Below are 21,667 nucleotides of genomic sequence, written 5' to 3'. Positions count from 1 at the left end.
CGGCGGCCCGCTTTCACCGGAGCGATCCGATGCCCGACATCCGCACGTCCGCCATGTTGACGGGGGCCCGTCGATGAACCGGCCGTCCGACCGGCCGCCCAACGGGGCCTCTTCGTCCGGCGGCGCGTGGCGGCCCGCCGCGAACCCGTGGGTCATCGCGATCGTCGTCACGCTCGCCGCGTTCATGGAGGTGCTCGACACGACGATCGTCAACGTCGCGCTGCCGCATATCGCCGGGACGATGTCGGCGAGCTACGACGAGGCGACCTGGACGCTCACGTCATACCTCGTCGCGAACGGCATCGTGCTGCCGATTTCCGGCTTCCTCGGGCGCCTGCTCGGCCGCAAGCGCTACTTCCTGCTGTGCATCGCCGCGTTCACCGTGTGCTCGTTCCTGTGCGGCGTCGCGACCAACCTGGGCGAACTGATCGTGTTCCGCGTGCTGCAGGGCCTCTTCGGCGGCGGGCTGCAGCCGAACCAGCAGTCGATCATCCTCGACACGTTTCCGCCCGAACAGCGCAACCGCGCGTTCTCGATCTCGGCGATCGCGATCGTCGTCGCGCCGGTGCTCGGGCCGACGCTCGGCGGCTGGATCACCGATCATTTCTCGTGGCGCTGGGTGTTCCTGCTCAACGTGCCGATCGGCGCGCTGACCGTGCTCGCGGTGATGCAGCTCGTCGAGGATCCGCCGTGGCGACGCGGCGCCGAGCGCGGGATCTCGGTCGACTACATCGGCATCGGGCTGATCGCGATCGGGCTCGGCTGCCTGCAGGTGATGCTCGATCGCGGCGAGGACGAGGACTGGTTCGGATCGAACTTCATCCGCGTCTTTGCGGTGCTGTCGGCACTCGGCCTGATCGGCGCGACGCTGTGGCTGCTGCGTGTGAAGAAGCCGGTGGTCGATCTGTCGTGCCTGCGCGACCGCAACTTCGCGCTCGGCTGCGTGACCATCGCGACGTTCGCGGCCGTGCTGTACGGCAGCGCGGTGATCGTCCCGCAACTCGCGCAGCAGCACCTCGGCTATACGGCGACGCTCGCGGGCCTCGTGCTGTCGCCCGGCGCGTTGCTCATCACGCTGGAAATCCCGCTCGTGAGCCGGCTGATGCCGCACGTGCAGACGCGCTATCTGGTCGGCTTCGGTTTCGTGCTGCTGTCGGTCGCACTCGTCTATTCGCGGCTGCTGGTGCCGGACATCGATTACCGGCACCTGGTGATGATCCGCTGCGCGCAGTCGCTCGCGATCGGCTTCATGTTCGTGCCGATCACGACGCTCGCGTACCTGACCGTCCCGCAGCGGCTCAACGACGACGCCTCCGCGCTGTTCACGATGTTCCGCAACGTCGCGGGCTCGATCGGCATCTCGGTGTCGACCGCGCTGATCCGCGAGCGGACGCAGGCGCGCATGGCGCACCTGTCCACGCACATGTCGCCGCTGTCGCAGAACTTTCAGGACGCGCTGCACGAGAACGCGCGCGCGATCGGCGCGCTGTCGGGCGTGCCGCCGCCGGCCGCGCTGCAAACCGCGACCGGCCGGCTGTACGAGACGTTCATCTCGCAGGCGACGATCCTCGCGTATATCGACGTGTTCGCGATCCTCGCGGTGTTCTGCGCGTTCAGCATTCCGCTGACGTTCCTGTTCTCGCCGGTGAAGGCCGCACGCGGCGCGGGAGGGCATTGACGATGACGATGAATCGACAGCGCGGCAGCCGCCGGCATGCGCTGCAACCGCTCGGCCTCGCCGCGATGCTGGCGGCCTGCGCGGCGCTCGCGGGCTGTACCGTCGGGCCGGATTTCAAGCCGCCGCAGGCGGATGTGCCGGCGAACTGGCATGACCTGCGGGCGTCGGCTGCGGCGGGATCGCCGGCGTCGGGCGCATCGCCGGCATCGGGTGAATCGGGCGTGTCGGGCGCATCGGGTGCATCGGGTGCGGCGGCCGCATCGGGTACATCGGGTACATCGCGCGCGTCGGCCGCCGGCGCGCACGCGCCATCGTCGCCGACGACCGGCGCCGATCCCGCCCCGCGCTGGTGGCGCGCGTTCGGCGATCCGCTGCTCGATCGCCTCGTCGAGCGTGCCGCGCGCGACAACCTCGACGTGCAGGCGGCCGTGCTGCGCATCGCGCAGGCGCGTGCGCAGGTTCGCGCGGCCGCCGCGCAGGGCTTGCCGAACGTGCGGGCGAACGCGAGCTATCAGCGCGAACAGTTGGGCCTGAAAGGCATCATCGAGGAACAGGGTATCGACCAGCGCGTCGATCGTCTCGGCGCGCCCGGTTCACCGCTCGACCGCTTCGGGCCGGGCACCGGCGCGAGCGTGCAGCAGGGCGCACGCGCCGCGATCGATTCGCTCGAAGCGCCGGTCAATGTGTGGCAGGCCGGGTTCGACGCATCGTGGGAACTCGACCTGTTCGGGCGCGTGCGTCGCTCGGTCGAATCGGCCGGCGCGCAGGCGAGCGCCGCGGTCGCGAGCCGCGACGATGCGCTGCTGTCGCTGGAGGCCGAAGTCGCGCAGACCTATCTGCAACTGCGCGGCGCCGAAGCGCAACGCGCGCTGGCCGACGACCTGCAACGCGCGCAGCGCGACCTGCTGGATCTCACGCGCGAGCAGGCCGCGCACGGTCTCGCGAGCGACCTCGACGTGCGCAGCGCCGACGCGCGGCTCGCGCAGATTCGTGCGCAGCTGCCGCAGTTCGACCAGCAGATCGTGCTGCTGCGCAATGGCCTCGCGTATTTGGTCGGAGGGGCCCCGGGCGCGCTCGACGACTGGCTCGACGCGCCGCGCGCGTTGCCGGGCGTGCCGCCCACCGTGCCGGTGGGGCTGCCGTCGACGCTGGCGCGCCGGCGGCCCGACATTCGCCGCGCGGAGGCCGAGCTGCATGCGGCGACCGCCGATGTCGGCGTCGCGGTCGCGCAGTTCTATCCGGACATCTCGCTGACCGGGCAGGTCGGGTTGCGCGCGGCGCACGTGCGCGAGCTCGCGCACTGGTCGCATCTGTTCTACTCGTTCGGGCCGGCCGTATCGCTGCCGATTTTTTCGGGCGGGCAACTCGTATCGAACCTGCGGCTATCGCAGGCGCGCCAGGCCGAAGCGGCGCTCGCCTATCGACGGGCCGTGCTCGTCGCGCTGCGCGACGTCGACAACGCGCTGGCCGTCTACCGCACCGACCAGGCGCGCGCGGCCGCGCTCGACGACGCGGTCAAGGCCGAGCAGGGCGCGCTGGAACTCGCGCGCGATCGTTACCGGAAGGGGTTGTCGCCGTTCCTCGACGTGCTCGACGCCGAGCGGCAATGGTCGGAGGGGCGGCAGCAGGCGGTGCAGGGGGCGTTGCAGACGACGACCGATCTCGTCGCGCTGTACAAGGCGCTGGGCGGCGGCTGGCAGACGACCGGGCCGGCGGCGGATGCGGCTACGGTCGGCGCGGTGGCGCCATCGCGAGCCGATATGACGCGGGCGCAATAGCTGCCGCGGTCGCGTCGGCTGCATCGGCGACACCGGTGACACCGGCCACACCGGCAACACCGGCAACACCGGCAACACCGGCAACACTGCGGCGGCCGGCCCGCGGCATCCCGATTACCTGCGCGCGCGCGAAAACAGCAGCGAATCGGCGTCGTTGAAGCGGATCCGTAGCGGATCGACGTACCCGGCCTTCTCCGCGACGCGGATCGACGCGACGTTGGTCGGCGCGATCAGGCATACGCTGCGTTCGAACCGGTTCTGCGCATCGAGCCAGTCGAGCGCGTGCGACAGCGCTTCGCTTGCGTAGCCTTTGCCGTGCGCCCAGCTCGCGAGCGCCCACCCGGCTTCCGGCACGCCGCGAATCGACGGCTCGACCGCGCGGTGGAAGTCCGCGAAGCCGAGATCGCCGACGTAGCGGCCCGACGCCTTCTCGCGAATCGCCCAGTAGCCGTAGCCGAGCAGCGGCCACAGCCCGCGATAGGCGAGCAGTCGCATCCACGAGTCGCGCGGCGCGGACGGCTGGCCGTTGAAGATGTGCGCGACGACGGTCGGCTCGGCCCACATCGCGGCGAGCGCGTCGAAGTCGCCGAGCGGGTGGCCTTCGAGTATCAGGCGGGGGGTGTCGAGAACCGGCGGGGACATGACGGGCGGCAGCGCGCTGAATGTCATTCGGCGTTCCATGTGAAAGGGGCAGGGAAGGCGAGGCCGTGCGCCGCGCCAGGGCCCAGTACGATACCGCGGAAATCGGCGCGCCGCTGCCAATCCCTGCCTGCTTCGAGGAATGCAAACGCATCGAGCGAATGGCCGTCGCCGACGTCCGCCGGTGGTGGCGGCACGGTCAAGGTCGCACGACGACATCGCGGCCTGACCGTAGCGAAGGGCGCTCGACGAATGCGAGTCGATTGCCGGCGGCGCGTTGCGAAACTCAGCAGCGGCGGTTTGTGCGCGGACGCGTCACGGCGGACATCGATACGCCCGCATGTTTCGCACGAAGCGGCATCGCGCCCGCGCCGGCCGCTCCTACTTGCGGCTCTTCAAGAAGCTGCGGCCATGCGCCGTGATCGACGCGCCGGAGCGGCTGTTCGACGCATGGCTGACGAAGCCCGCGCCGACGAGTTCCTGTTCGACCGACCAGCCGAGCGCGGGCGCATCGCGGCCGTAGCGCACATCGGCGAGGCGCTCGAGCGCCCAGAGTGCGGAGGCCGACAGGTTGGGGGTGTTGGACATGACGTTGTCGTTCATCGCTTCCTCGGAGAGTGGTGATTCAGGGTGAACGGCACAAGGCCGTGGGGTCGGGCGACGCGGAGTCAACCCGCCTGCAGCAAAGGCAGCAGCGCGTGGAGCGCGGCTTCCTCGTCGGGCCCGGTGGCGAGCACCTGCGCGGACGTGCCGCCATGCATCTGCAGCGCGGCGATGGCCGTCGCGTCCTTCGCGCTGCCGCTGAGCCCGTTGGCGAGCAGCAGGATGTCGCTTTTGAAGCGGTGTGCCGCCGCGACGATCGCGTCGCGGGACGCAAGCGCGCGGTCGCGGTTCCATGCGGAGCCGATTTCAACGTAGACGACGGTTGCCACGATGCGGATCAGCCTCGGGGAAATTCGTCGGAACGGCGTGCCACGGCCGGCCCGCAGGCCCGACACACGGCTTCCCGACGGGGCGCCGGGCCTTGCGCGCCCGACACCGGTGCTTCATTCATCTCGAACATGTCGACATCCTCAGCGAAACCGCCATCAAGTCCGGCGAATGATCGAAAGTGGACGATTATAATACGACAGCTGGATTATGTGTATTGCATTATAATGCCGTGTGCATGAAGGCCGCCCCGTCGCCCTGTCGACGGGCCGCCGCGATGCGCGATCCGGGCCACGCGCTTGCGTGCCCGGCATTTTTTTCGATTGACCCGAACTCCCACCGAATGGAAGCTGCAATGAACGCCGCCCCCGCCTGCCCGCAATGCGCGATGGAAAACACCTACCCGGACGGCACGCTGACCGTGTGCGCGGACTGCGGATATGAATGGTCGGCCGGTGCCGGCGCGGACGCCGGCGACGAACCGGCCGGCGACGTCGTCAAGGACGCGAACGGCAACGTGCTGTCGGACGGCGATTCGGTCGTGCTGATCAAGGACTTGCGCGTGAAGGGCTCGTCGATCACGTTGAAGATGGGCACCAAGGTCAAGAGCATCCGGCTCGTCGGCGGCGATCACGAAGTCGATTGCAAGACCGACATGGGCGGCTTCATGCTGAAGGCGTGCTACCTGAAGAAGGTCTGACCGCGCGCGGTTCGACCGACTCTCCGACTACCGGGCTGCCGACCATGAGCGAGGATCGAATTTCCTATGACGCATTCGTGCGGTTTCTGGCAATGCCATTGAACGACGGCCGCCCGTTCGTGCTCGAGACCAAGCACACGGTCTCGCTGCACTTCGACCACTTCGGCACGCAGAGCTTCATGTCGCTGAAGGATCCGGTCCGGCTCGAACTCGGCTATACGCGCGTGATGATGGGTTTCCTGCTGCTGCAGCCGGCGCCCGCGCGCATCTGCATGATCGGGCTCGGCGGCGGGTCGCTGGCGAAGTACTGCTATCGGCACCTGCCCGATACGGCGATCGACGCGGTCGAGATCAACCCGGACGTAATCGCGCTGCGCGACGTGTTCAGGATTCCGCAAGACGACGCGCGCTTCGCCGTGATCTGCGCGGATGGCGCGGACTACGTCGGCCGGCCGGAGGTCAAGGCCGACGTGATCCTGCACGACGCGTTCGTCGCCGACGGCATGCCGGGCCGCTGCACGGGCGCCGCCTTTTTCGACGCGTGCCGTGCGCGGCTGAGCGAAACGGGCGTGCTCGCGATCAATTTCATGGACGACGATCCGGCGTTGCCGCGGCATCTCGCGCAATTGCGCGAGGTGTTCGACGCTTCGTATGCGCTGCTGCCGTGCGGCGACGACAACAACTTCATCGCGTTCGCGTGGAAGAACGGCAACCCGCTGCCGTCGCTGCGCATCCTGCTCGAACGCGCGCTGGGGTTCGCGTCGGCCGGCGAGCTCAAGCTGTCGCCCACCGCCCGGCGCATGAAGGAAGGGGAGGGCATCGCTCCCGAGCGGCTCGTGTGGCGCGCGCGTGAACACCCGCGATGGGAAATCTGCACCTGAGCTGCACCTGATCGCGGTGCGGGTTCTGCCGCGTTACTTCATCCGCTTGCCGAGCACGCTCTTCGTCTTGTACGTGACGCCGTGCTTGTCGAGATACTCGCGGATCAACTGACGCACGACTTGCGACGGCGTGAGATCCTGCTCCGCGCAGAGCATTTCGAACGCTTCTTTCTTGGCGGGATCGATCAGGACGGTCAGGCGGGCGGTTTTCGTTTCCATCGTGCGGCAGGGTGGTCGATATGTTAATCAAATTATAATGCATCCGCATTCGGCGCCAGCGCCGAATGCGCCGTTGCAGCGTGTGCGCCGGCTCAACGCCGGCGTTCGAGCCACGCAAGCAGGTCGTCGATCAGCGGCATCGCCGCGAGCATCACGAGCAGGCAGGCGAGCGGCACGGTCACCACGTAGCCGACATGCTTGAAGCCGATCGCGCCGGCGAGCCCGCCGACGAAGAACGACGCGAGCATCGTCGCGTGAATCCTCAGTTTGGAACGGTTGGCGATCACCGCGTGCGCGTCCACGTCGACGGCCGAGCGATTCCAGTAGAACAGCTTGCCGAGCTCGATGCCGAGGTCGGTCACGATGCCGGTCACGTGTGTCGTGCGGATTTCCGCGCCCGACAGCTTCGTGATCGTCGCGTTCTGCAGACCCATGATGAAGCACAGCAGCGTGACCGTGACCGGCACGAAGAACGTTTCCCACAGCGCGAGATGGCTGCCGAGCAGCCCGAACAGGAGCAGCAGCACGGCTTCGACCAGCAGCGGCAGCACGAACTGGCTCTGCAGGCCGCGGCGCCGCCCCCAGTTGACGAGGATCGCCGAGCAGCTGGCGCCGATCAGGAACGACCCCAGCGAACTGATGCCGGCCAGCGCGAGCTGGATGTCGCCGAGCGCCGTCTGGTCGGCGATCGCCGACACGATGCCGCTCATGTGCGACGTGTATTGCTTGACCGCCAGGTAGCCGCCGGCGTTGGCCGCGCCCGCGACGAAGGCCAGCGAAAAGCCGAGCTGACGGTTCGCGGTCGCGCTGCGGTGTTTTCCGGTGAGGCTTCGAAAGTACTGCGCTGGCATAGGGATACTCAATCGCCCGGATGGCGGGCACGGACAGGACGACCGACACCGGTGTCAGGTGTCAGGCGCCCGCGCGGGCCACCGGCAAAGGGGGCCGGGTTGCTCGAATCATCTGTGAGACATGATAATGACATTATCATACTCTGTTAGCCCAATGGGGCTTTAAGTACAATGTCTGCCATGTCGGCAGGCCGCTGCCGGCCGTGGCTTGCGCGGGCGGCATCCGGTTCCACGCGGCCCAGGTGCGCCGTCCGTGCGGCGTGACTTCGCCGCTATTTTCCCCGCTACGTCGTCGTTACTTCGATATCCGCCTCATGACCCCGATCAAGTTCGTTCTCCGCTACACGGCGATTCCTTTCGCAGCCATCGTGGCCGTCGTCGTGTGGGCCGTCGTGCCGTCGTCGAAGGAGATCGACGCGCGGCAATATGCGGCGCTGTCGCGCGCATACGCGAGCTTTCCGCTACCGTTTCGACATGAGATCTCGGAGGCGATGGACGACGGGCGAATCAGCGACCGGCGTTACCAGACGCTCGTGCGCGATTCGCTGGGCAATGGCGTGGCGCTCGACTGGCCGGCGTCGGGTGTGGCCGACGTCGCTGCCGAGCGGCAAAGACTGACTGAACTGCTGAAGGCCGATTCGGGCCTGGAGGAGCATCAACGATGAAGATTGCGCTGGTTTCGGTGGCGTTCGCGCTGATTATCGGAAGCCTGATTTTCGCGCTGTATTTCATGAATCACGACCGCGGCAGAAGCAAGCGGATGGCGTGGTCGCTCGCGGCGCGCGTCGGATTGTCGATCACGCTGTTCCTGTCGCTGCTGATCGCGTACCGGCTCGGGTGGATCGAGCCGACGGGGCTGCCGATCGGCAGGTGAGTTCGTGCGTGCCGGCCACATCTGACGTGGTTCGGTGCGCTCGAGTTTTGCTCGGTGATCGAGGTGTTGTGATAAGAATACTTATCCTGATACATCGAAACAAAAACGCCTCGGCATCGATGAAAGGTGCCTCAGGCGCGGAGCGCTCTCCATAGCGAATACCGACAATCGGATCGGCGGGGAACCGGCACACCGCCACACCGTCAACTCGCCGCCTCCGCACCACCTTGCCGGCGCCACGCGCGCGGCGCCACCGCGAACCGTTCGCGGAACGCCCGGCTGAAATGCGACATGTCGTTGAATCCCCAGCGCAACGCGATGTCGGACACACGCAGCACCCCGCATTGCGGATTCGCGAGATCTTCCGCGCACCGTTCGAGCCGCAGGTTCCATATGTAGCGCATCAGCGAGGTGTTCTCCGCCTCGAACAGCTTGTTGATGTACCGCGACGATATCCCGGTCGCCTGCTCGACCATCGTGGGGTTCAAGTCCGGGTCGCGCAGATGTTCGAGCAGATGCCGTTTCACGCGCGTGAGCGTCAGCGCCTTCATCCGCGACTGCGCGACGTCGTTGCGCTGCAGGCTCCCGATTGTCATCGCGATCAGCGAGATCGCGGTATCCGACAACTGCAGCATCTCTTCCTCGGACACGTGGCGGATCTGCGACGACATCTGTTCGAGAAACCCGCGCATCACGTAGCCGACGCCTTGCCCGGTCGGCATCGGGCAAGCGGTACGGTGCTCCATCCCGACGACGAGCTGGTTGAGCGTCGTGCGCGGAATGCTGACGACGATTTCGCGCCACGACTGGCCGAACTGCAGGTGATGCGGCCTGGTCGCGTCATACACCGCGAAATCACCGGGACGCAGTGTGACGATCTTGCCGTCCTGTTCGACCGACTGGCTACCCTCGAGCATCAGTACCGCGAAATACTTGTCCTCGTACTCGCTACGCGCCTGACGAAAGCGCCGGGTCACCGCCTGCTCGCTCGCGTGGATATCCGAGATCCGCAGCTTGTCGCACTTGCGCTGCCGCACCCGGCCAAAGAAATCGTCTTTCTGGACGGCCGCGATCTGCACATCCGCAAACAGGCGCAGGATCATCTCGCGCCAGAATTCGATGCGCTGGCTGACAGAGCCGTCGGTCGCGACCTCGATCGACGAACGCGTCCATTCGAACGGCGCACCGCCTGACGCGAGGGCGAAGTCGTCGCAACCAGGGAAGGGAGGGATCGAAGGTGTTGTCATGATCGTGCCCCACATGGATAAGCAAACGGCAGCGAGTAGCGTGCCCGTTCAAAAACGCGTTGTCCAACCCGGTCGAAACCCGCGCCGCATTGGCCGCCGACGCGAAAGGGTGCGCCGGCGGGCCCGGCTCATCATGCGAACGTCGTCTGGCGCCAGTCGGACGACTGTTCATACGCATAGGCGCACCGATAGATCGTCGCCTCGTCGAAGCGACGCCCGACCAGTTGCAGCCCGATCGGTAGATCTTCCGCGATCCCGCAGGGAAGCGACATTGCCGGATGTCCGGATACGTCGAACGGTGCCGTATTCGCGAGCATCTCGAACGCGCGCGTCAGCGATTCGGACATCGCGCAACCGGGCTCCGGCAGTTTCGACGCGCGTATCGGCACGGTCGGCATCAACAAAAGATCATACGATTGCAGGGCCGTGTCGTAATCCGCCCGCAGCCGCCGTGCGAGGTTCTGGCACTTCGCGTAATAGCGGCCGCGATACCGGCTCGTGAAATACTCTCCGAGCAGCATCGTCACCTTGACGGTATCCGGCAGCTCGTCGGCACGCTCGCGCCAGCCCGCGTGATGATCGATCATGCCGGTCACGTACAGGCCGCCCCAGTTGAAGCCGTGGCTGTTGCCCTTCATCATCTGCTGAGTCGCGCCTTCGGCGGCAATCGGCAGCCAGATCGCCGTTCCGGCCGCATGCAACGGCACCGATACCTCGTCGACCTTCGCGCCAAGCTGGCGCAACCGGTGCGCGGCGACGAGCACGGCCTCGTCGACGACCGCCTCCGAATTCGCGAGTCCAAACCCTTCGCGCAGGATGCCGATCCGCAGGCCGGCGATGCCGTCCCGGATCGCACCGAGATAGTCGGCGCGCGGCGGCAGCGCCCGCTGGCGCGGGTCGAGCCCGTCGTCACCGGCGATCACGTCGAGCAAGAGCGCGTTGTCGAGCACGTTGCCCGTCATCGGCCCGAGGTGGTCGACGGTCGCCTCGATTGGCATGGCGCCGGTATACGGGACCAGGCCGTGCGTCGGCTTCATTCCGTAGACACCGCAATACGCGGACGGAATCCGCACCGAGCCGCCCTGATCGCTGCCGAGCGCCATGTCGACTTCGCCGCTCGCGATCAGCGCACCGCTGCCGGACGACGAACCGCCGGCCGAATGTCCGGCCTTGCGCGGATTGAGCACGGGCCCGGACGCGCTCGTATGCGAGCCGCCGGAAAAGCAGTAGTACTCGCAGGTCGACTTGCCCGCGATCGTCGCACCGGCGTCGAGCATCCGCGTGACGACAGTCGCGTCGACGTCGGGCACGTAACCCTCGAACGTGCTCGCGCCGTTGCGCATCGGCACGCCGCCGACGCAGATGTTGTCTTTCACGGCCACGGTCTTGCCGCGCAGCTTGCCGTCGGCGGCGCCGTGGATCGTGCTCTTGCGCGCCCACGCGCCATAACGGTTTTCGTCGCCTTCCGGGCGGTAGCCGGGCGTGCGCGGATACGCGATGGTCGGCAGATAGTCGGGCAGCGCGTCGATCGCGTCGTACGCGTCGAAATTCGCCTGCAGCGCGTCGTCGTAATCGGCGAGCTGCCGGGCATCGACATGAAAGCCGAAGCCGGCTGCGATGTCGGAAAGTTGTTCGCGGGTCGGGCGTTTGATGGCCATCGACGTTCTCCAGTTCGGTAAGGAGGCGCCGCCCGCACTGCGCGGCGCCGGCACGATTCAGCGGGCGACGGCGTCGCGCATCATCCCGGTTGTCGGATGGCAGTTCACGTATTCGTAGACCTGATGTTTCGCGTCGAATACGGACACCTCGTGATACAGCCGCAGCTTCGAAAGCCCGGTGACGACGCGAAAGAACGTGACGAAGATCCGAAGATGAGTCGGATGCGACTCCGCCCATCGCTCGAGGCGGTCGAGCGAGCGCCAGTGGCCGATGTTGTAACTCTCGTCGAGCAGATTGCCGTCGAGATCGATCGACCGCACGTAGCGGTTGCTATAGCAGCCGACGTCGACACCGTTGTCGCGCAGGAAGTCCATCCCGCTGCGAAGCGTCGGCTCGATCTCGTCGAGATACAGCCGTCGTTCGTCGTCTTCGGCCGCACGCCAGTCCTGCCCGGAACGGATCAGCGCGATGTTGTCGTGCGCCAGCACGACCACGCGGCCGCCGCGCGCCGGGTCACCCGCGACGATCCGCAATTCGCCGTCCGCATGCATCCAGTCGGTTTGCGAAATCGGGAACCGGTCGCGCATCGACCCCCAGTAACCGTGTTCCTCGATCTCGCCACTGACGCCGTCCATGATCGAGCCGACACCGGGAAAATCGTTCGTGAACGCGTACAGCGTCTCGAACTGCTCCGCGCGCGGCGCGACGATCTCGCGGAAATAGCCGATGCCGTCCGCGAGCCGCGCGTCGGATGCCCACCATTCGGCGACCGCCGGCGACGCGATCCAGCGCGCGTATGCGTCAGGGTCGCGCCAATAGCCGACGGCGATCAGATTGTCGTAGCCCTGGTTGTCGGTGTGCTGCGTCAGATCATGATTGCCCGGGCCGTCCGGCGCATCGAAATCGGCGACGATCCGGCGCAGCGCGGCCAGTGCGACGGAGCGCTGGTCGGCGCCGCGATACTGCACGCCGAAATAGCCCATCACGACCTGGCTCAGGTCTTCCGCCGCACGGGCGACGTACATCGGGAACGGCGGCTGGTAGTCGTCGGCGACACGGCGTGACAGCGTGCGCGGGCAGACCAGGTGTTTATCGATTGCGGATTCCATGCATGGCCTCATTGGAAAGGGAGTCGGGTGTCGACGAATCAACTGTCGGTAAAACGAATCGATATGCGCCGGAAGCAGAACCCGGCGCCGGCTCATCGTCAGAAGATGTGCGCGTAACGCAGGCCGACGAGCAGGCTGTTCTTCGGCCCGTTGCGCACGCTCAGGTCGGTGCCGAGCTGGACCTGTACCTGGTCGGCCTTCGTCACGAACTTCGACGCGGTCAGCCGCATCCGCGTCGTGCGCAGCGCGTCATGGCCGTCGACACCGTCGACGCGCGTTTCGCCGCCCCAGAATTGCGTGATCCCTAAGCCGAGCGATGTGCCTGGATCAGGCATGTAGCGAACCATCGCCTGCGCGCTGTAGCTCATCCGCTGATGCAGCGTCGCACCGCTTGCGCCGTACGACGTGTTGTTGCCGTACCAGATCGCGTCGCCGACGAGGTCGAGCGCCCACTTCGCCGAGAAATGCTTCACGTACGCGGCCTGGAAGTCGAGCGACCAGCGGTTCGCGCCGAGATTCAGGCCGCGGTTCTGGTCGTAGCTTCCGGTCGGCGCATACAGGTAGACGGTTGCGGCGATCACGTCCTTCGCTTCGTTCAGGCGGAATTTCAGCGGCGCGGTCAGAATCACGTCGCCGACGCCGGTCGTGCTGCCGAGCGCGCTCGCATTGCCGAAGCCGCTCACGTGGCCGAACGGCAGCAGCACCTGCGGATCGATCGTCAGCCGGTCGGTCAGCTGGAATACGTGCAGCAGCCGCGCGATGCCGATGTTCGACTGCAGGTCGAAATTCGATGTCTTGCTGCCGTTCGCGTAGTACGCGTTCGTCGCCGAATAGTTGTAATACAGCACGCCGATCGTCGCGCCGACCGGGTACTGCTCGTAGTCGCCGGGATCGACCTCGACCGCGCCCGCGTAATGCGACGCGACGACTAGCAGCGATGCGCCGATCCAGTGCGCGATTCGCTTCAGTTTCATTCTGTTGACGTTGTCCATCATGCCCCTTGCCTGGATGCGCAGAAACCATCGCGTCCGATGTGCGACGCACGCGCGCCCGGACGCCGGAGTCGTGGTGTGCTGCACGCTGTTATCCATCGGCGCATCGGGTGCGCCGACGATTCGCGACACCGAACGGCCGTCGCTTGAGGATGAGAATAGGGAGGCAAAATCCGCGATTCTGTTTTCCGGCGGAACAAGAAATTGGCTGTGGCGGGCCTCTGCCGTCGATGCCATGCAGTCGCAATAAAGGCAGGTGTCGGATCCGTCTCAGCACAGTTTCCGATCCGTGCCGGCAAAGAACCGCGCTTTTTCTCTTCTTAACCTACTCGTCGAGCGTGACCGATACGACGTGTCCCGCCCCGCCAGGGAAGCAGCGGCGTGGCGGCGGTCGACCCGAACCCCCACGAGGAGCCCCACGATGAGCGCGAACCACTCTGCAGAAACAGCATCGACACCCGGCGAACGCGCCTGGGCGCTGTTTCGCGTGATGAAAGAGAAAAACCTGATCCCGGACGGCTATATAGAAGGCCTGACGGAACTGATGTCGACGACCTGGGACCCGGCCAACGGCGCGCGGATCGTCGCGCGTGCGTGGGTCGATCCGGGGTTTCGCGAGCTGCTATTGAAGGACGGTACCGCCGCGTGCGCGCAGTTCGGCTACACCGGCCCGCAGGGTGAATACATCGTCGCGCTCGAAGATACGCCGACGCTGAAGAACGTGATCGTCTGCAGCCTGTGCTCGTGCACGAACTGGCCGGTGCTTGGGCTGCCGCCCGAGTGGTACAAGGGGTTCGAATACCGCGCGCGGCTCGTCCGCGAGGGGCGCACGGTGCTGCGCGAACTCGGTACCGACTTGCCCGACGACGTCGTCGTGAAGGTGTGGGACACGACGGCCGAAAGCCGCTACCTGGTGCTGCCCGTGCGTCCCGCCGGCACCGGGCACATGACCGAGGAACAACTGCGAACGCTTGTCACGAAGGACGTGCTGATCGGCGTCGCGCTACCGCGCGCGAGCTGATCCGCGCCGCATTCCCTTATCGACCTTCATTTCGGAGATCACAGATGGACGGCTTTCACGACCTCGGCGGATTCCAGGGCTTCGGCCGGGTGCCGCACACGATCAACAGCCTCGGCTACAAGCCGGTCTTCAAGGAAGACTGGGAACATCTCGCATACAGCTTGATGTTCGTCGGTGTCGATCAATTGAAAAAGTTCAGCGTCGACGAAGTGCGTCACGCGGTCGAACGGATCGACGTGCGCCAGCATGTCGGCACGCGCTACTACGAGCGCTACGTGATCGCGACCGCGACGCTGCTCGTCGAAACCGGCGTGCTGACGCAGGACGAGCTCGACCGCGCGCTCGGTTCGCACTTCCGGCTCGCGAACCCGTCGCATTCCGTCGGCCGGGCGGCGCCCGCGGGCGCGACGCGGTTCGAGGTCGGCGATCGCGTCGTCGTGCGCGACGAATACGTGAGCGGACACATCCGGGCACCGGGCTACGTGCGGGGAAAGACAGGCGTCGTGCTGCACCGGACGACCGAATCGTGGCCGTTCCCGGACGCGATCGGCCACGGCGACACCGGCGCCGCGCATCAGCCGACCTATCACGTCGAATTCCGCGTGAGGGATCTGTGGGGCGACGCCGCCGACGACGGTTATGTCGTGGCCGATTTGTTCGAAGGCTACCTGGATCGCGCGCCGGAGACGCGCGCATGAATGCGCTGGCGAATCAACCCGTGCCGGCCGGCCCGCCGGCGCGGATTCCGGTGACGGTACTGTCCGGATTCCTCGGCGCCGGGAAGACGACGCTGCTGAATTACATCCTGCGCAATCGCGCCGGCCTGAAGGTGGCCGTGATCGTCAACGACATGAGCGAAGTGAACGTCGACGCCGACGAGGTGCGACGCAACGTGGAGCTGCATCGCGGCGTGGACGAGCTGGTCGAGATGAGCAACGGCTGCATCTGTTGCACGCTGCGGGCCGATCTGCTCGATCAGGTCAGCACGCTCGCGCGACAGCAGCGCTTCGATTACCTGCTGATCGAGTCGACTGGAATCTCGGAGCCCATGCCGGTCGCGGAGACGTTCGCGTTCCTCGATCGCGACGGCTTCAGCCTCAGCGAACTCGCGCGGCTCGATACGCTCGTCACGGTAGTCAACGGCGAGACGTTCGAGGACATGATCACGTCGGACGAACCGGCCTCGAACGGAAGTGAAACCGGGCAGCCACGCAAGCTGTCGGACCTGCTGATCGAACAGGTCGAGTATGCGAACGTCGTCCTCGTCAGCCGATTCGATCGGATCGGCGATGCGGGTTTCGACAGGCTGCGCGCGGTGCTCGCGTCGTTGAATCCATCCGCGCGGATTCTGCCGATGCAGGACGGTGAAGTCGATCCGTCGGACGTGCTCGAAACCCGGCGCTTTGACCTGCCGGCGCTCGTCGAATCGCCGGGATGGATGCGCCACATGCAGGTCGACGAACGAGCGTCGGAATCCGACACGTACGGAATCGGATCGTGGGTCTATCGCGAACGTGCGCCGTTTCATCCGGCGCGCCTGCTCGCCTGGCTGAGGCGGCCGTGGACCAATGGCCGGCTACTTCGCTGCAAGGGCTATGCATGGGCTGCGCACCGCCATGAGGAGATCGGCATGCTCGTGCAGACGGGGGGCCGGTTCCAGTGGGGCTATGTCGGCCGCTGGTGGCGATTCGTGCCGCAGTCGGACTGGCCGCGCGACGACTATCGCCGCGCCGGCGTGCTGGAAAAATGGGCGGAGCCGGTCGGCGATTGCCGGCAGGAAATCGTGTTCATCGGGCAGTCGATCGATCACGAACGGTTGCGCCGCGAACTCGATGCGTGCCTGTTGACGGTGGAAGAAATCGAGGCGGGACCGGAATCGTGGGCGGCGTTTCCGCAAGGAGACGCGTTCGATGCGCTCGTGGCCATCGAACATCCGTGACGCTTCCTGGCCCACCGGTCAGCGATGAATTTGCGATGTCGCGGTCGTCACGCGCGGCGACGAGGAGGCCGGCGTGCGGCCGCACGCGATCGATCCCGAGGCGGCCGAGCGTCTATGGGCGCACTCCGCTGCGCTGACGGGAGTCGACGCGTTCGCGGTGCGCCGCTGAGCGGGTGTCCCGGCAGGGGAGGCCCGCAGCGAAGCGCAGTGCCCGCCGGCGCGGTTTTCCACCCAACCCGGCTCACTCCCGCATCGACCGAAGCGCCCGCCCCATCTCCGCGATCGGCATCGCGACGATCGAATTCAGCAACCGCATCTCCCCCGCGTCCGGCCGCGCGATCTCCCGCACTTCGTCGAGCGTCAGCACGACGTGGCGATCGAGCGGCTCGAGAAAGCGCCGCAGTTCGCTGGCCGCCGCCTTGCCTCTGAGCCCGAGCGCCTCGCCGAATGCGATCAACGCATCCACATCGATATCGGCAAACCGCGTCGCGTTGCCGAGCGGCATCGTCAGTTCGCAGTGCGGCCAATGATCGCCGCGATGGTCGGGCCGGTGCGTCGGCGTGTGATACACGACCGTGCTGACGATGTCGTAGAACGGCGCGAGCCGGTAGCCGCGCGCGTCGACGAAGAACGACAGGTTCTTCAGATGCGCGTCGGCATTGCCGACCACCACGTTGAACACGGTCCAGCGGAACACCGACAGGCGCGCCAGCGCGCGCGTGCTGGTGCGGTCGATCGCGCGGGCAAGTTCCTGCGCATTCGCCCGCTGGTACTTGAAGCCGCGGTCGTAGTTGAGCAACTGCATCGCGTCGATCGTATGCACGCGCCCGGCCGGCGCCGACGCGACGTCGCGGTCGAACCGGTCGATCACGTAGCACGCGGACGGCGCGCGCAGGAAGTGCACGTCGGGCACGTCGAGCCCCATCTTCCTCGCGAGCTTCATGCAGAAGAATTCGTTGATCGCCGAGTGCGGGTAGCCGGCCGCGCGCATGTCCGGCTTGAGCAGATGCATCGACGGCTCGCTGCCGACCGGCTCGTACAGCGTGTAGTCGGGCGCGTCGCCGCGCAGCACCAGCAGCAGCTTCTGCTGCGCGCCGGCCGCCGACATGCGCTTGGGCGCGGTGGCCGTCAGCGCGCGCTCGGGCATCGCCTGGATCCGGCGCTCGAGTTCGTCGAGCGACAGCGGCTGCAGGCTGCCGGGCGCTTCCCGCTCGCCGTCGGCGAGCAGCGTCAGCGCGCCGGCCGATTCGCGCCCGAAGTATGCGAGCAGGCCCCATGCGTCGGCGGCATCGACCTTCGCCTCGCGGGCGAGCGACATGCGCATGCCTTCCTCGGGCAGCAGGTTGTCGAAGAACCACTGCACAGGGCGATCGGTCGACGTGTCGGTGAAGGTGTCCGCGCGCAGCGCGAACGCCGGCGACAGCGGGTACGCGGCCGCGGACGCGAGCCACTGCGGATCGTACGCGAACGACCAGATACCTTTGTCGTCGGTCAGCGTGCCCATGCGCACGCCGTTGGCGGACGCGATCAGCGTTCTAGCCGCCATGGCCGCTCCTGCGGCGTTGCGCGGCCTTCAGCGCGGTGGCTTCCGAAATCTCGACCGACGATTCCGCGTACAGGCGCACGCCGAGTTCGCCGAGCAGCAGCATGACCTTGCCGATTTGCGCGGTCGGCTTGCCGGCTTCCACCTGGCTGATGAATTTCGGCGACAGCCCGGTCGCGTTCGCGAGTTCGTCGCGCGTGAACCCCTGCTGGAGCCGCGTCGCGCGAATGAGGTGGGCGAGCGCGCCGATCGTGTCGACGGACTGGGGCTCCGACATGACGTTCTCCGTGCTTCGTATCTGATCGGGAACAGTATGGCACAACGCGCCGGCCCGGGCATCAGTTCGTATCCGTTCGGGAACGAATATGCGTTCACGGCAAGCCGGCGCGTCCTTTCGTACCCGATCGGAAACGGCGGGGCGTTCAATCCTCACGTGCGGCTATGTCCGTATCCGATCGGATACGCCGAGGGCGTGATGTGGCGTCGCGCATTGCACGCGCGGCCGGGCTCGAACCTTGCGTCCCAGGAGTGTCGTTCGCGGTCGTACCGCGACGCATCTCGCATGACGATTTGCATGGAGGCGCGCATGGAGCCGATGCCGGTCGTACTTCACTGGACCGATGCCCTCTTCAGGATCGCGCTGGCGCTCGTGGCGGGCGGGCTGGTCGGCCTCGATCGCAGTGAAGCCGGCAAGACGGCCGGGCTGCGCACGACGATCCTTGTCTGCCTCGCCGCGTGCCTGGCGATGCTGCAGGTGAATGCGCTGCTGATGCAGGCCGGCAAGCCGGAGGGCGCGTTTGCGGTGATCGACCCGATGCGGCTGCCGCTCGGCATCCTGACCGGGATGGGCTTCATCGGCGGGGGTGCAATTCTGCATCGCGACGGCCTCGTCTCCGGCGTGACCACGGCAGCGACGCTGTGGTTCGTCACGGTGATCGGACTGTGCATCGGCGGCGGCCAGTTGTCGCTCGGCGCGCTCGGGCTCGTGCTCGCATTGCTCGTCGTGTGGCCGCTGCGGTTGGTCGAGGAAAGGCTGCGCGGCGTCAGGACGGCGCGGGTCACGGTCGAATACGAACTCGGCTCGACGGCGCGCGAGCGGCTGACGACCCGGCTGCACGCCGCGGGATTCACGTGCCGCACGCGCGGCTTTCACGAATCGGTCGCGCGTGCGCTGCGCGAGGAGGAACTGCTCGTGCAGTGGCGCGAGCAGGCCAACACCGACGTGATGCTGCCGCAACTGATCCGGACTCTCGAGTCGGCCGGGCTGACGTCGGTCCGTTGTTCATCGGAGAACTGAGCCGCGCGCCGCCGTCCGCCGCCCGCCGTCTACGGCGCGCATGTACCGGGCCGCGTTCAGCGTCCGGCTTCCGCGCCCGTGCCGTCGTGCGCATCGCCGCCCGGCCGGGGCAGCGTCATCGCGAGATGCAGCGCGGCCGGATCGACCGGCTTCACGAAATGCTGCAGGAACCCGGTCGCGAGGCAGCGCTCGCGATCCGCGCTGCGGCCATAACCGGTCAGCGCGAGGAACATGCACGTCGTCACTTCGTTGATCGCCTTCAGCCGCCGCAGCAGCTCGTAGCCGTCCATCACCGGCAGCCCGATATCGAGGATCGCGACGTCGGGGCGGTACGCGCGGTAGGCGGCCAGCGCGGTCACCGGGTCGTGCACGACGGCGACTTCGTGGCCGGCGTCGCGCAGCCATTGCGCGAGCGTCGACGCGGCATCCTCGTTGTCGTCGACCAGCATCACGCGCCGGCCCGTGCTGCCCGGCGCCAACTCGCGGATGCCCGGCGGCGGCTGCGGTGCGACCACCGCCACGGCTTTCGGCCGGTATTCGGGCAGCGCGATCGTAAATGTGCTGCCGCAGCCGGGGCCGGCGCTGTCCGCGCGCACGGTGCCGCCATGCAGGTTCACGAGGCTGCGCACGAGCGCGAGGCCGATGCCGAGGCCGCCGTGCGCCTGCTTCGTTTCGCCGTCGAGCCGGTAGAACGGCTCGAAGATGCTGTCGAGGCGGTCGGGCGGAATGCCGGCGCCGTTGTCGCAGACCTCGATGATCGCGGCGCCGTCCACGCCGTGCGTCGCGCGCACGGTGATGTCGCCGCCCGGCATCGTGTATTTCGCCGCATTGGTCAGCAGGTTCGCGACGACCTGCGACAGCCGCACCGGGTCGCCGTGGCAACGCGCGTCGGGATCGGCGTCGACATGGAGGCGGTGGCGGCGCTGCTCGAGCAGCGGGCTGGCGACCTCGACCGCGCGATCGACGATGTCCGCGAGCCGCAAGGATTCTTTCTTCAGCGTGATCTTGCCGCGCGTGATGCGCGACACGTCGAGCAGGTCGTCGATCAGCCGGACCATGTGATCGAGCTGCCGCTGGATGATCGCGATCTCGTTCGGCGTCGCCTGGCCGTCGCGGTTGCGGATCAGCTCGAGCGCGAGCGAGATCGGCGTCAGCGGATTGCGCAGCTCGTGGCCGAGCACCGCGAGAAACTGGTCCTTCGCCTGGTTCGCGTCGCGCAATTCGCCCAGCAGCCGGTCGCGCTCGGCGTTCGCGGCGACGAGCTTCTCGCGCGCGGCGACGTGCTCGGTCACCTCGACCGCGCTGACGATCACGCCGAGCCCCTCGGCGAGCGGCTGCGGATTGAAATGCAGCCGGTACACGCGGGCGGCGCCGTCCGGTTCGGGCCGGTCGTGGTGCTCGCCGATCGTCGTCGAGCAGCCTTGCTCGCGGGCGGTTTCAAGCGCCTGCACGATCGCGGGCGTATCGCCGCCGGGCAGCACCGACGTCAGCGGCTGGTCGACGATGTCGGTCCGGCCGCACAGCGCGGAAAAACGGTGATTCGCGAGCACGATCCGGTGCTCCGGGCCCGACAGCAGCGCGATCGGCAACGGCGCATGCATCAGGACGCCGTTGCGTTGCTGTTCGGCGTCCTCGCGGCGGCGGATCTCGTCGCTCAGCGCGCGCGAGCGTTGCTGGGACAGCGCCAGTGTCAGGTGCAGCTCGTTCTCGTCGTTGCGCAGCGACGCGGCAGGCAGGATGCGGCGGTGCAGCGAGCACACGTGGCGGAACATCTCCGACTGCTCGGCGCTCGGAAACGCGTCATGCGAATAGCCGCAGTAGAGCGAGAAGCGGTACCGCGCGATCAGTTCGTCCCATAACGCTTCCAGTCGCAGGGCCCCGGCGTACCGGTCCTGCGCGCACAGCAGCGAGACCATTTCTCCGAACGCATGCACGGGGCGGCCCGCGCGGATCGCGGCTTCGACGATCGGGCCGATCGAGCGGCGAAAGCGCGCCGGATCGGGCAGGTCGCCGTCCATGAAGCTGTCGAGCAGCGCCTGCGCGCTTGACATGAAGATCCGGTCGCGGGCTCCCGGGCCGATTGCCGCGCCGAGCGCATCCAGGCGTTCGTGCACCGCCGCGAGCCGGTCGGCCCGGGCGATCACGATCGCGCTGCCGCCGTCGCGCAACGCATCGGCCGCGAACGACGCGACCTCCGACACGAGCTGCTCGTCGGATTCGTAGAACTGCACGAAATGATCGGCCCGCATCAGGGCCGATTCCAGCAGGGGAGAGTCAGGTGTCATAGCTCACGACCAGGCGATTGCCGGT

General features: G+C 67.0%; 22 protein-coding genes. 10 read left to right on the top strand and 12 right to left on the bottom strand.

Going from position 1 to position 21,667, the window contains the following annotated elements:
• Nucleotides 1-73 precede the first annotated feature (73 nt).
• Together BAMB_RS32635 and BAMB_RS32630 are read left to right on the top strand one after the other, a co-directional pair.
• Nucleotides 74-1,678, top strand: coding sequence for a DHA2 family efflux MFS transporter permease subunit (locus BAMB_RS32635; protein ID WP_011661427.1), 1,605 nt, complete (start codon nt 74-76; stop codon nt 1,676-1,678).
• A 2-nt stretch (nt 1,679-1,680) separates the two neighbouring features.
• The gene (locus BAMB_RS32630) at nt 1,681-3,456 is read left to right on the top strand and encodes an efflux transporter outer membrane subunit (protein WP_011661426.1); all 1,776 of its coding nucleotides are present in this window, start codon (nt 1,681-1,683) and stop codon (nt 3,454-3,456) included.
• Nucleotides 3,457-3,570: 114 nt separating this feature from the next.
• Here BAMB_RS32630 and BAMB_RS32625 read toward each other — a convergent pair whose 3' ends face one another.
• The 3 genes from BAMB_RS32625 to BAMB_RS32615 form a co-directional block, all read right to left on the bottom strand.
• Nucleotides 3,571-4,137: a GNAT family N-acetyltransferase gene (locus tag BAMB_RS32625; RefSeq protein ID WP_041491841.1), complete on the bottom strand. Its 567-nt coding sequence runs from the start codon at nt 4,135-4,137 to the stop codon at nt 3,571-3,573.
• 339 nt (nt 4,138-4,476) lie between these two features.
• Nucleotides 4,477-4,698, bottom strand: coding sequence for a hypothetical protein (locus tag BAMB_RS32620; RefSeq protein ID WP_011661424.1), 222 nt, complete (start codon nt 4,696-4,698; stop codon nt 4,477-4,479).
• Between the two features lie 65 nt (nt 4,699-4,763).
• Nucleotides 4,764-5,027, bottom strand: coding sequence for an HPr family phosphocarrier protein (locus tag BAMB_RS32615; protein WP_041491840.1), 264 nt, complete (start codon nt 5,025-5,027; stop codon nt 4,764-4,766).
• 353 nt (nt 5,028-5,380) lie between these two features.
• Here BAMB_RS32615 and BAMB_RS32610 point away from each other — a divergent pair, with 353 nt between their 5' ends.
• Nucleotides 5,381-5,725, top strand: a complete 345-nt coding sequence (locus BAMB_RS32610; RefSeq protein ID WP_041491839.1) for a zinc ribbon domain-containing protein YjdM — start codon at nt 5,381-5,383, stop codon at nt 5,723-5,725.
• 44 nt (nt 5,726-5,769) lie between these two features.
• Nucleotides 5,770-6,606, top strand: a complete 837-nt coding sequence (locus BAMB_RS32605; protein ID WP_011661421.1) for a spermine/spermidine synthase domain-containing protein — start codon at nt 5,770-5,772, stop codon at nt 6,604-6,606.
• 33 nt (nt 6,607-6,639) lie between these two features.
• On the opposite strand, the gene BAMB_RS32600 is transcribed toward BAMB_RS32605, so the two are convergent.
• A complete protein-coding gene (locus tag BAMB_RS32600) occupies nt 6,640-6,825 on the bottom strand; it encodes a ribbon-helix-helix protein, CopG family (protein WP_011661420.1) in 186 nt (61 codons plus the stop codon).
• Between the two features lie 92 nt (nt 6,826-6,917).
• On the bottom strand, nt 6,918-7,676 hold the full coding sequence (locus tag BAMB_RS32595) for a YoaK family protein (protein ID WP_011661419.1): 759 nt from the start codon (nt 7,674-7,676) through the stop codon (nt 6,918-6,920).
• 314 nt (nt 7,677-7,990) lie between these two features.
• On the opposite strand from BAMB_RS32595, the gene BAMB_RS32590 reads away from it, so the two are divergent.
• Complete coding sequence (locus BAMB_RS32590) at nt 7,991-8,341, top strand: hypothetical protein (protein WP_041491838.1); 351 nt, start codon at nt 7,991-7,993, stop codon at nt 8,339-8,341.
• Nucleotides 8,338-8,550, top strand: a complete 213-nt coding sequence (locus tag BAMB_RS32585; protein ID WP_006752898.1) for a twin transmembrane helix small protein — start codon at nt 8,338-8,340, stop codon at nt 8,548-8,550. The genes BAMB_RS32590 and BAMB_RS32585 overlap by 4 nt, the downstream gene beginning before the upstream one ends.
• 203 nt (nt 8,551-8,753) lie before the next feature.
• On the opposite strand, the gene BAMB_RS32580 is transcribed toward BAMB_RS32585, so the two are convergent.
• From BAMB_RS32580 to BAMB_RS32565, 4 genes are all read right to left on the bottom strand, one after another.
• A complete protein-coding gene (locus BAMB_RS32580) occupies nt 8,754-9,797 on the bottom strand; it encodes an AraC-like ligand-binding domain-containing protein (RefSeq protein ID WP_011661417.1) in 1,044 nt (347 codons plus the stop codon).
• Nucleotides 9,798-9,928: 131 nt separating this feature from the next.
• Nucleotides 9,929-11,455, bottom strand: a complete 1,527-nt coding sequence (locus tag BAMB_RS32575; protein WP_011661416.1) for an amidase — start codon at nt 11,453-11,455, stop codon at nt 9,929-9,931.
• Between the two features lie 57 nt (nt 11,456-11,512).
• Complete coding sequence (gene oxdA / locus BAMB_RS32570) at nt 11,513-12,565, bottom strand: aliphatic aldoxime dehydratase (RefSeq protein ID WP_011661415.1); 1,053 nt, start codon at nt 12,563-12,565, stop codon at nt 11,513-11,515.
• A 98-nt stretch (nt 12,566-12,663) separates the two neighbouring features.
• Nucleotides 12,664-13,560 (bottom strand): transporter, encoded by an 897-nt coding sequence (locus tag BAMB_RS32565; protein ID WP_041491836.1) that lies wholly within the window; start codon nt 13,558-13,560, stop codon nt 12,664-12,666.
• Nucleotides 13,561-13,978: 418 nt separating this feature from the next.
• Here BAMB_RS32565 and nthA point away from each other — a divergent pair, with 418 nt between their 5' ends.
• The 3 genes from nthA to BAMB_RS32550 are packed head-to-tail and all read left to right on the top strand — an operon-like array spanning nt 13,979 to nt 16,517.
• Nucleotides 13,979-14,578: a nitrile hydratase subunit alpha gene (gene nthA, locus BAMB_RS32560; RefSeq protein ID WP_011661413.1), complete on the top strand. Its 600-nt coding sequence runs from the start codon at nt 13,979-13,981 to the stop codon at nt 14,576-14,578.
• A 44-nt stretch (nt 14,579-14,622) separates the two neighbouring features.
• On the top strand, nt 14,623-15,276 hold the full coding sequence (gene nthB, locus BAMB_RS32555) for a nitrile hydratase subunit beta (protein ID WP_011661412.1): 654 nt from the start codon (nt 14,623-14,625) through the stop codon (nt 15,274-15,276).
• Entirely contained in the window at nt 15,273-16,517 is a 1,245-nt protein-coding gene (locus tag BAMB_RS32550; protein WP_011661411.1) for a GTP-binding protein, read from the top strand. Before nthB ends, BAMB_RS32550 begins: the two co-directional genes overlap by 4 nt.
• A 241-nt stretch (nt 16,518-16,758) precedes the next feature.
• On the opposite strand, the gene BAMB_RS32545 is transcribed toward BAMB_RS32550, so the two are convergent.
• Entirely contained in the window at nt 16,759-18,063 is a 1,305-nt protein-coding gene (locus BAMB_RS32545; protein ID WP_011661409.1) for a HipA domain-containing protein, read from the bottom strand.
• Nucleotides 18,053-18,337 carry a helix-turn-helix domain-containing protein gene (locus BAMB_RS32540; protein ID WP_011661408.1) on the bottom strand — a complete coding sequence of 95 codons (285 nt, stop codon included), beginning with the start codon at nt 18,335-18,337 and terminating at the stop codon, nt 18,053-18,055. Before BAMB_RS32540 ends, BAMB_RS32545 begins: the two co-directional genes overlap by 11 nt.
• 309 nt (nt 18,338-18,646) lie before the next feature.
• On the opposite strand from BAMB_RS32540, the gene BAMB_RS32535 reads away from it, so the two are divergent.
• Nucleotides 18,647-19,357 (top strand): MgtC/SapB family protein, encoded by a 711-nt coding sequence (locus BAMB_RS32535; protein WP_011661407.1) that lies wholly within the window; start codon nt 18,647-18,649, stop codon nt 19,355-19,357.
• A gap of 56 nt (nt 19,358-19,413) precedes the next feature.
• Here BAMB_RS32535 and BAMB_RS32530 read toward each other — a convergent pair whose 3' ends face one another.
• Entirely contained in the window at nt 19,414-21,606 is a 2,193-nt protein-coding gene (locus BAMB_RS32530; protein WP_041491835.1) for a hybrid sensor histidine kinase/response regulator, read from the bottom strand.
• Nucleotides 21,607-21,667: the final 61 nt, after the last annotated feature.

The sequence above is a fragment of the Burkholderia ambifaria AMMD genome, from assembly GCF_000203915.1.
Classification (GTDB): Bacteria; Pseudomonadota; Gammaproteobacteria; order Burkholderiales; family Burkholderiaceae; genus Burkholderia; species Burkholderia ambifaria.
The sequence above is the reverse complement of the archived record's forward strand: the minus strand, read 5'-3'. Positions and strand labels throughout refer to the sequence as shown.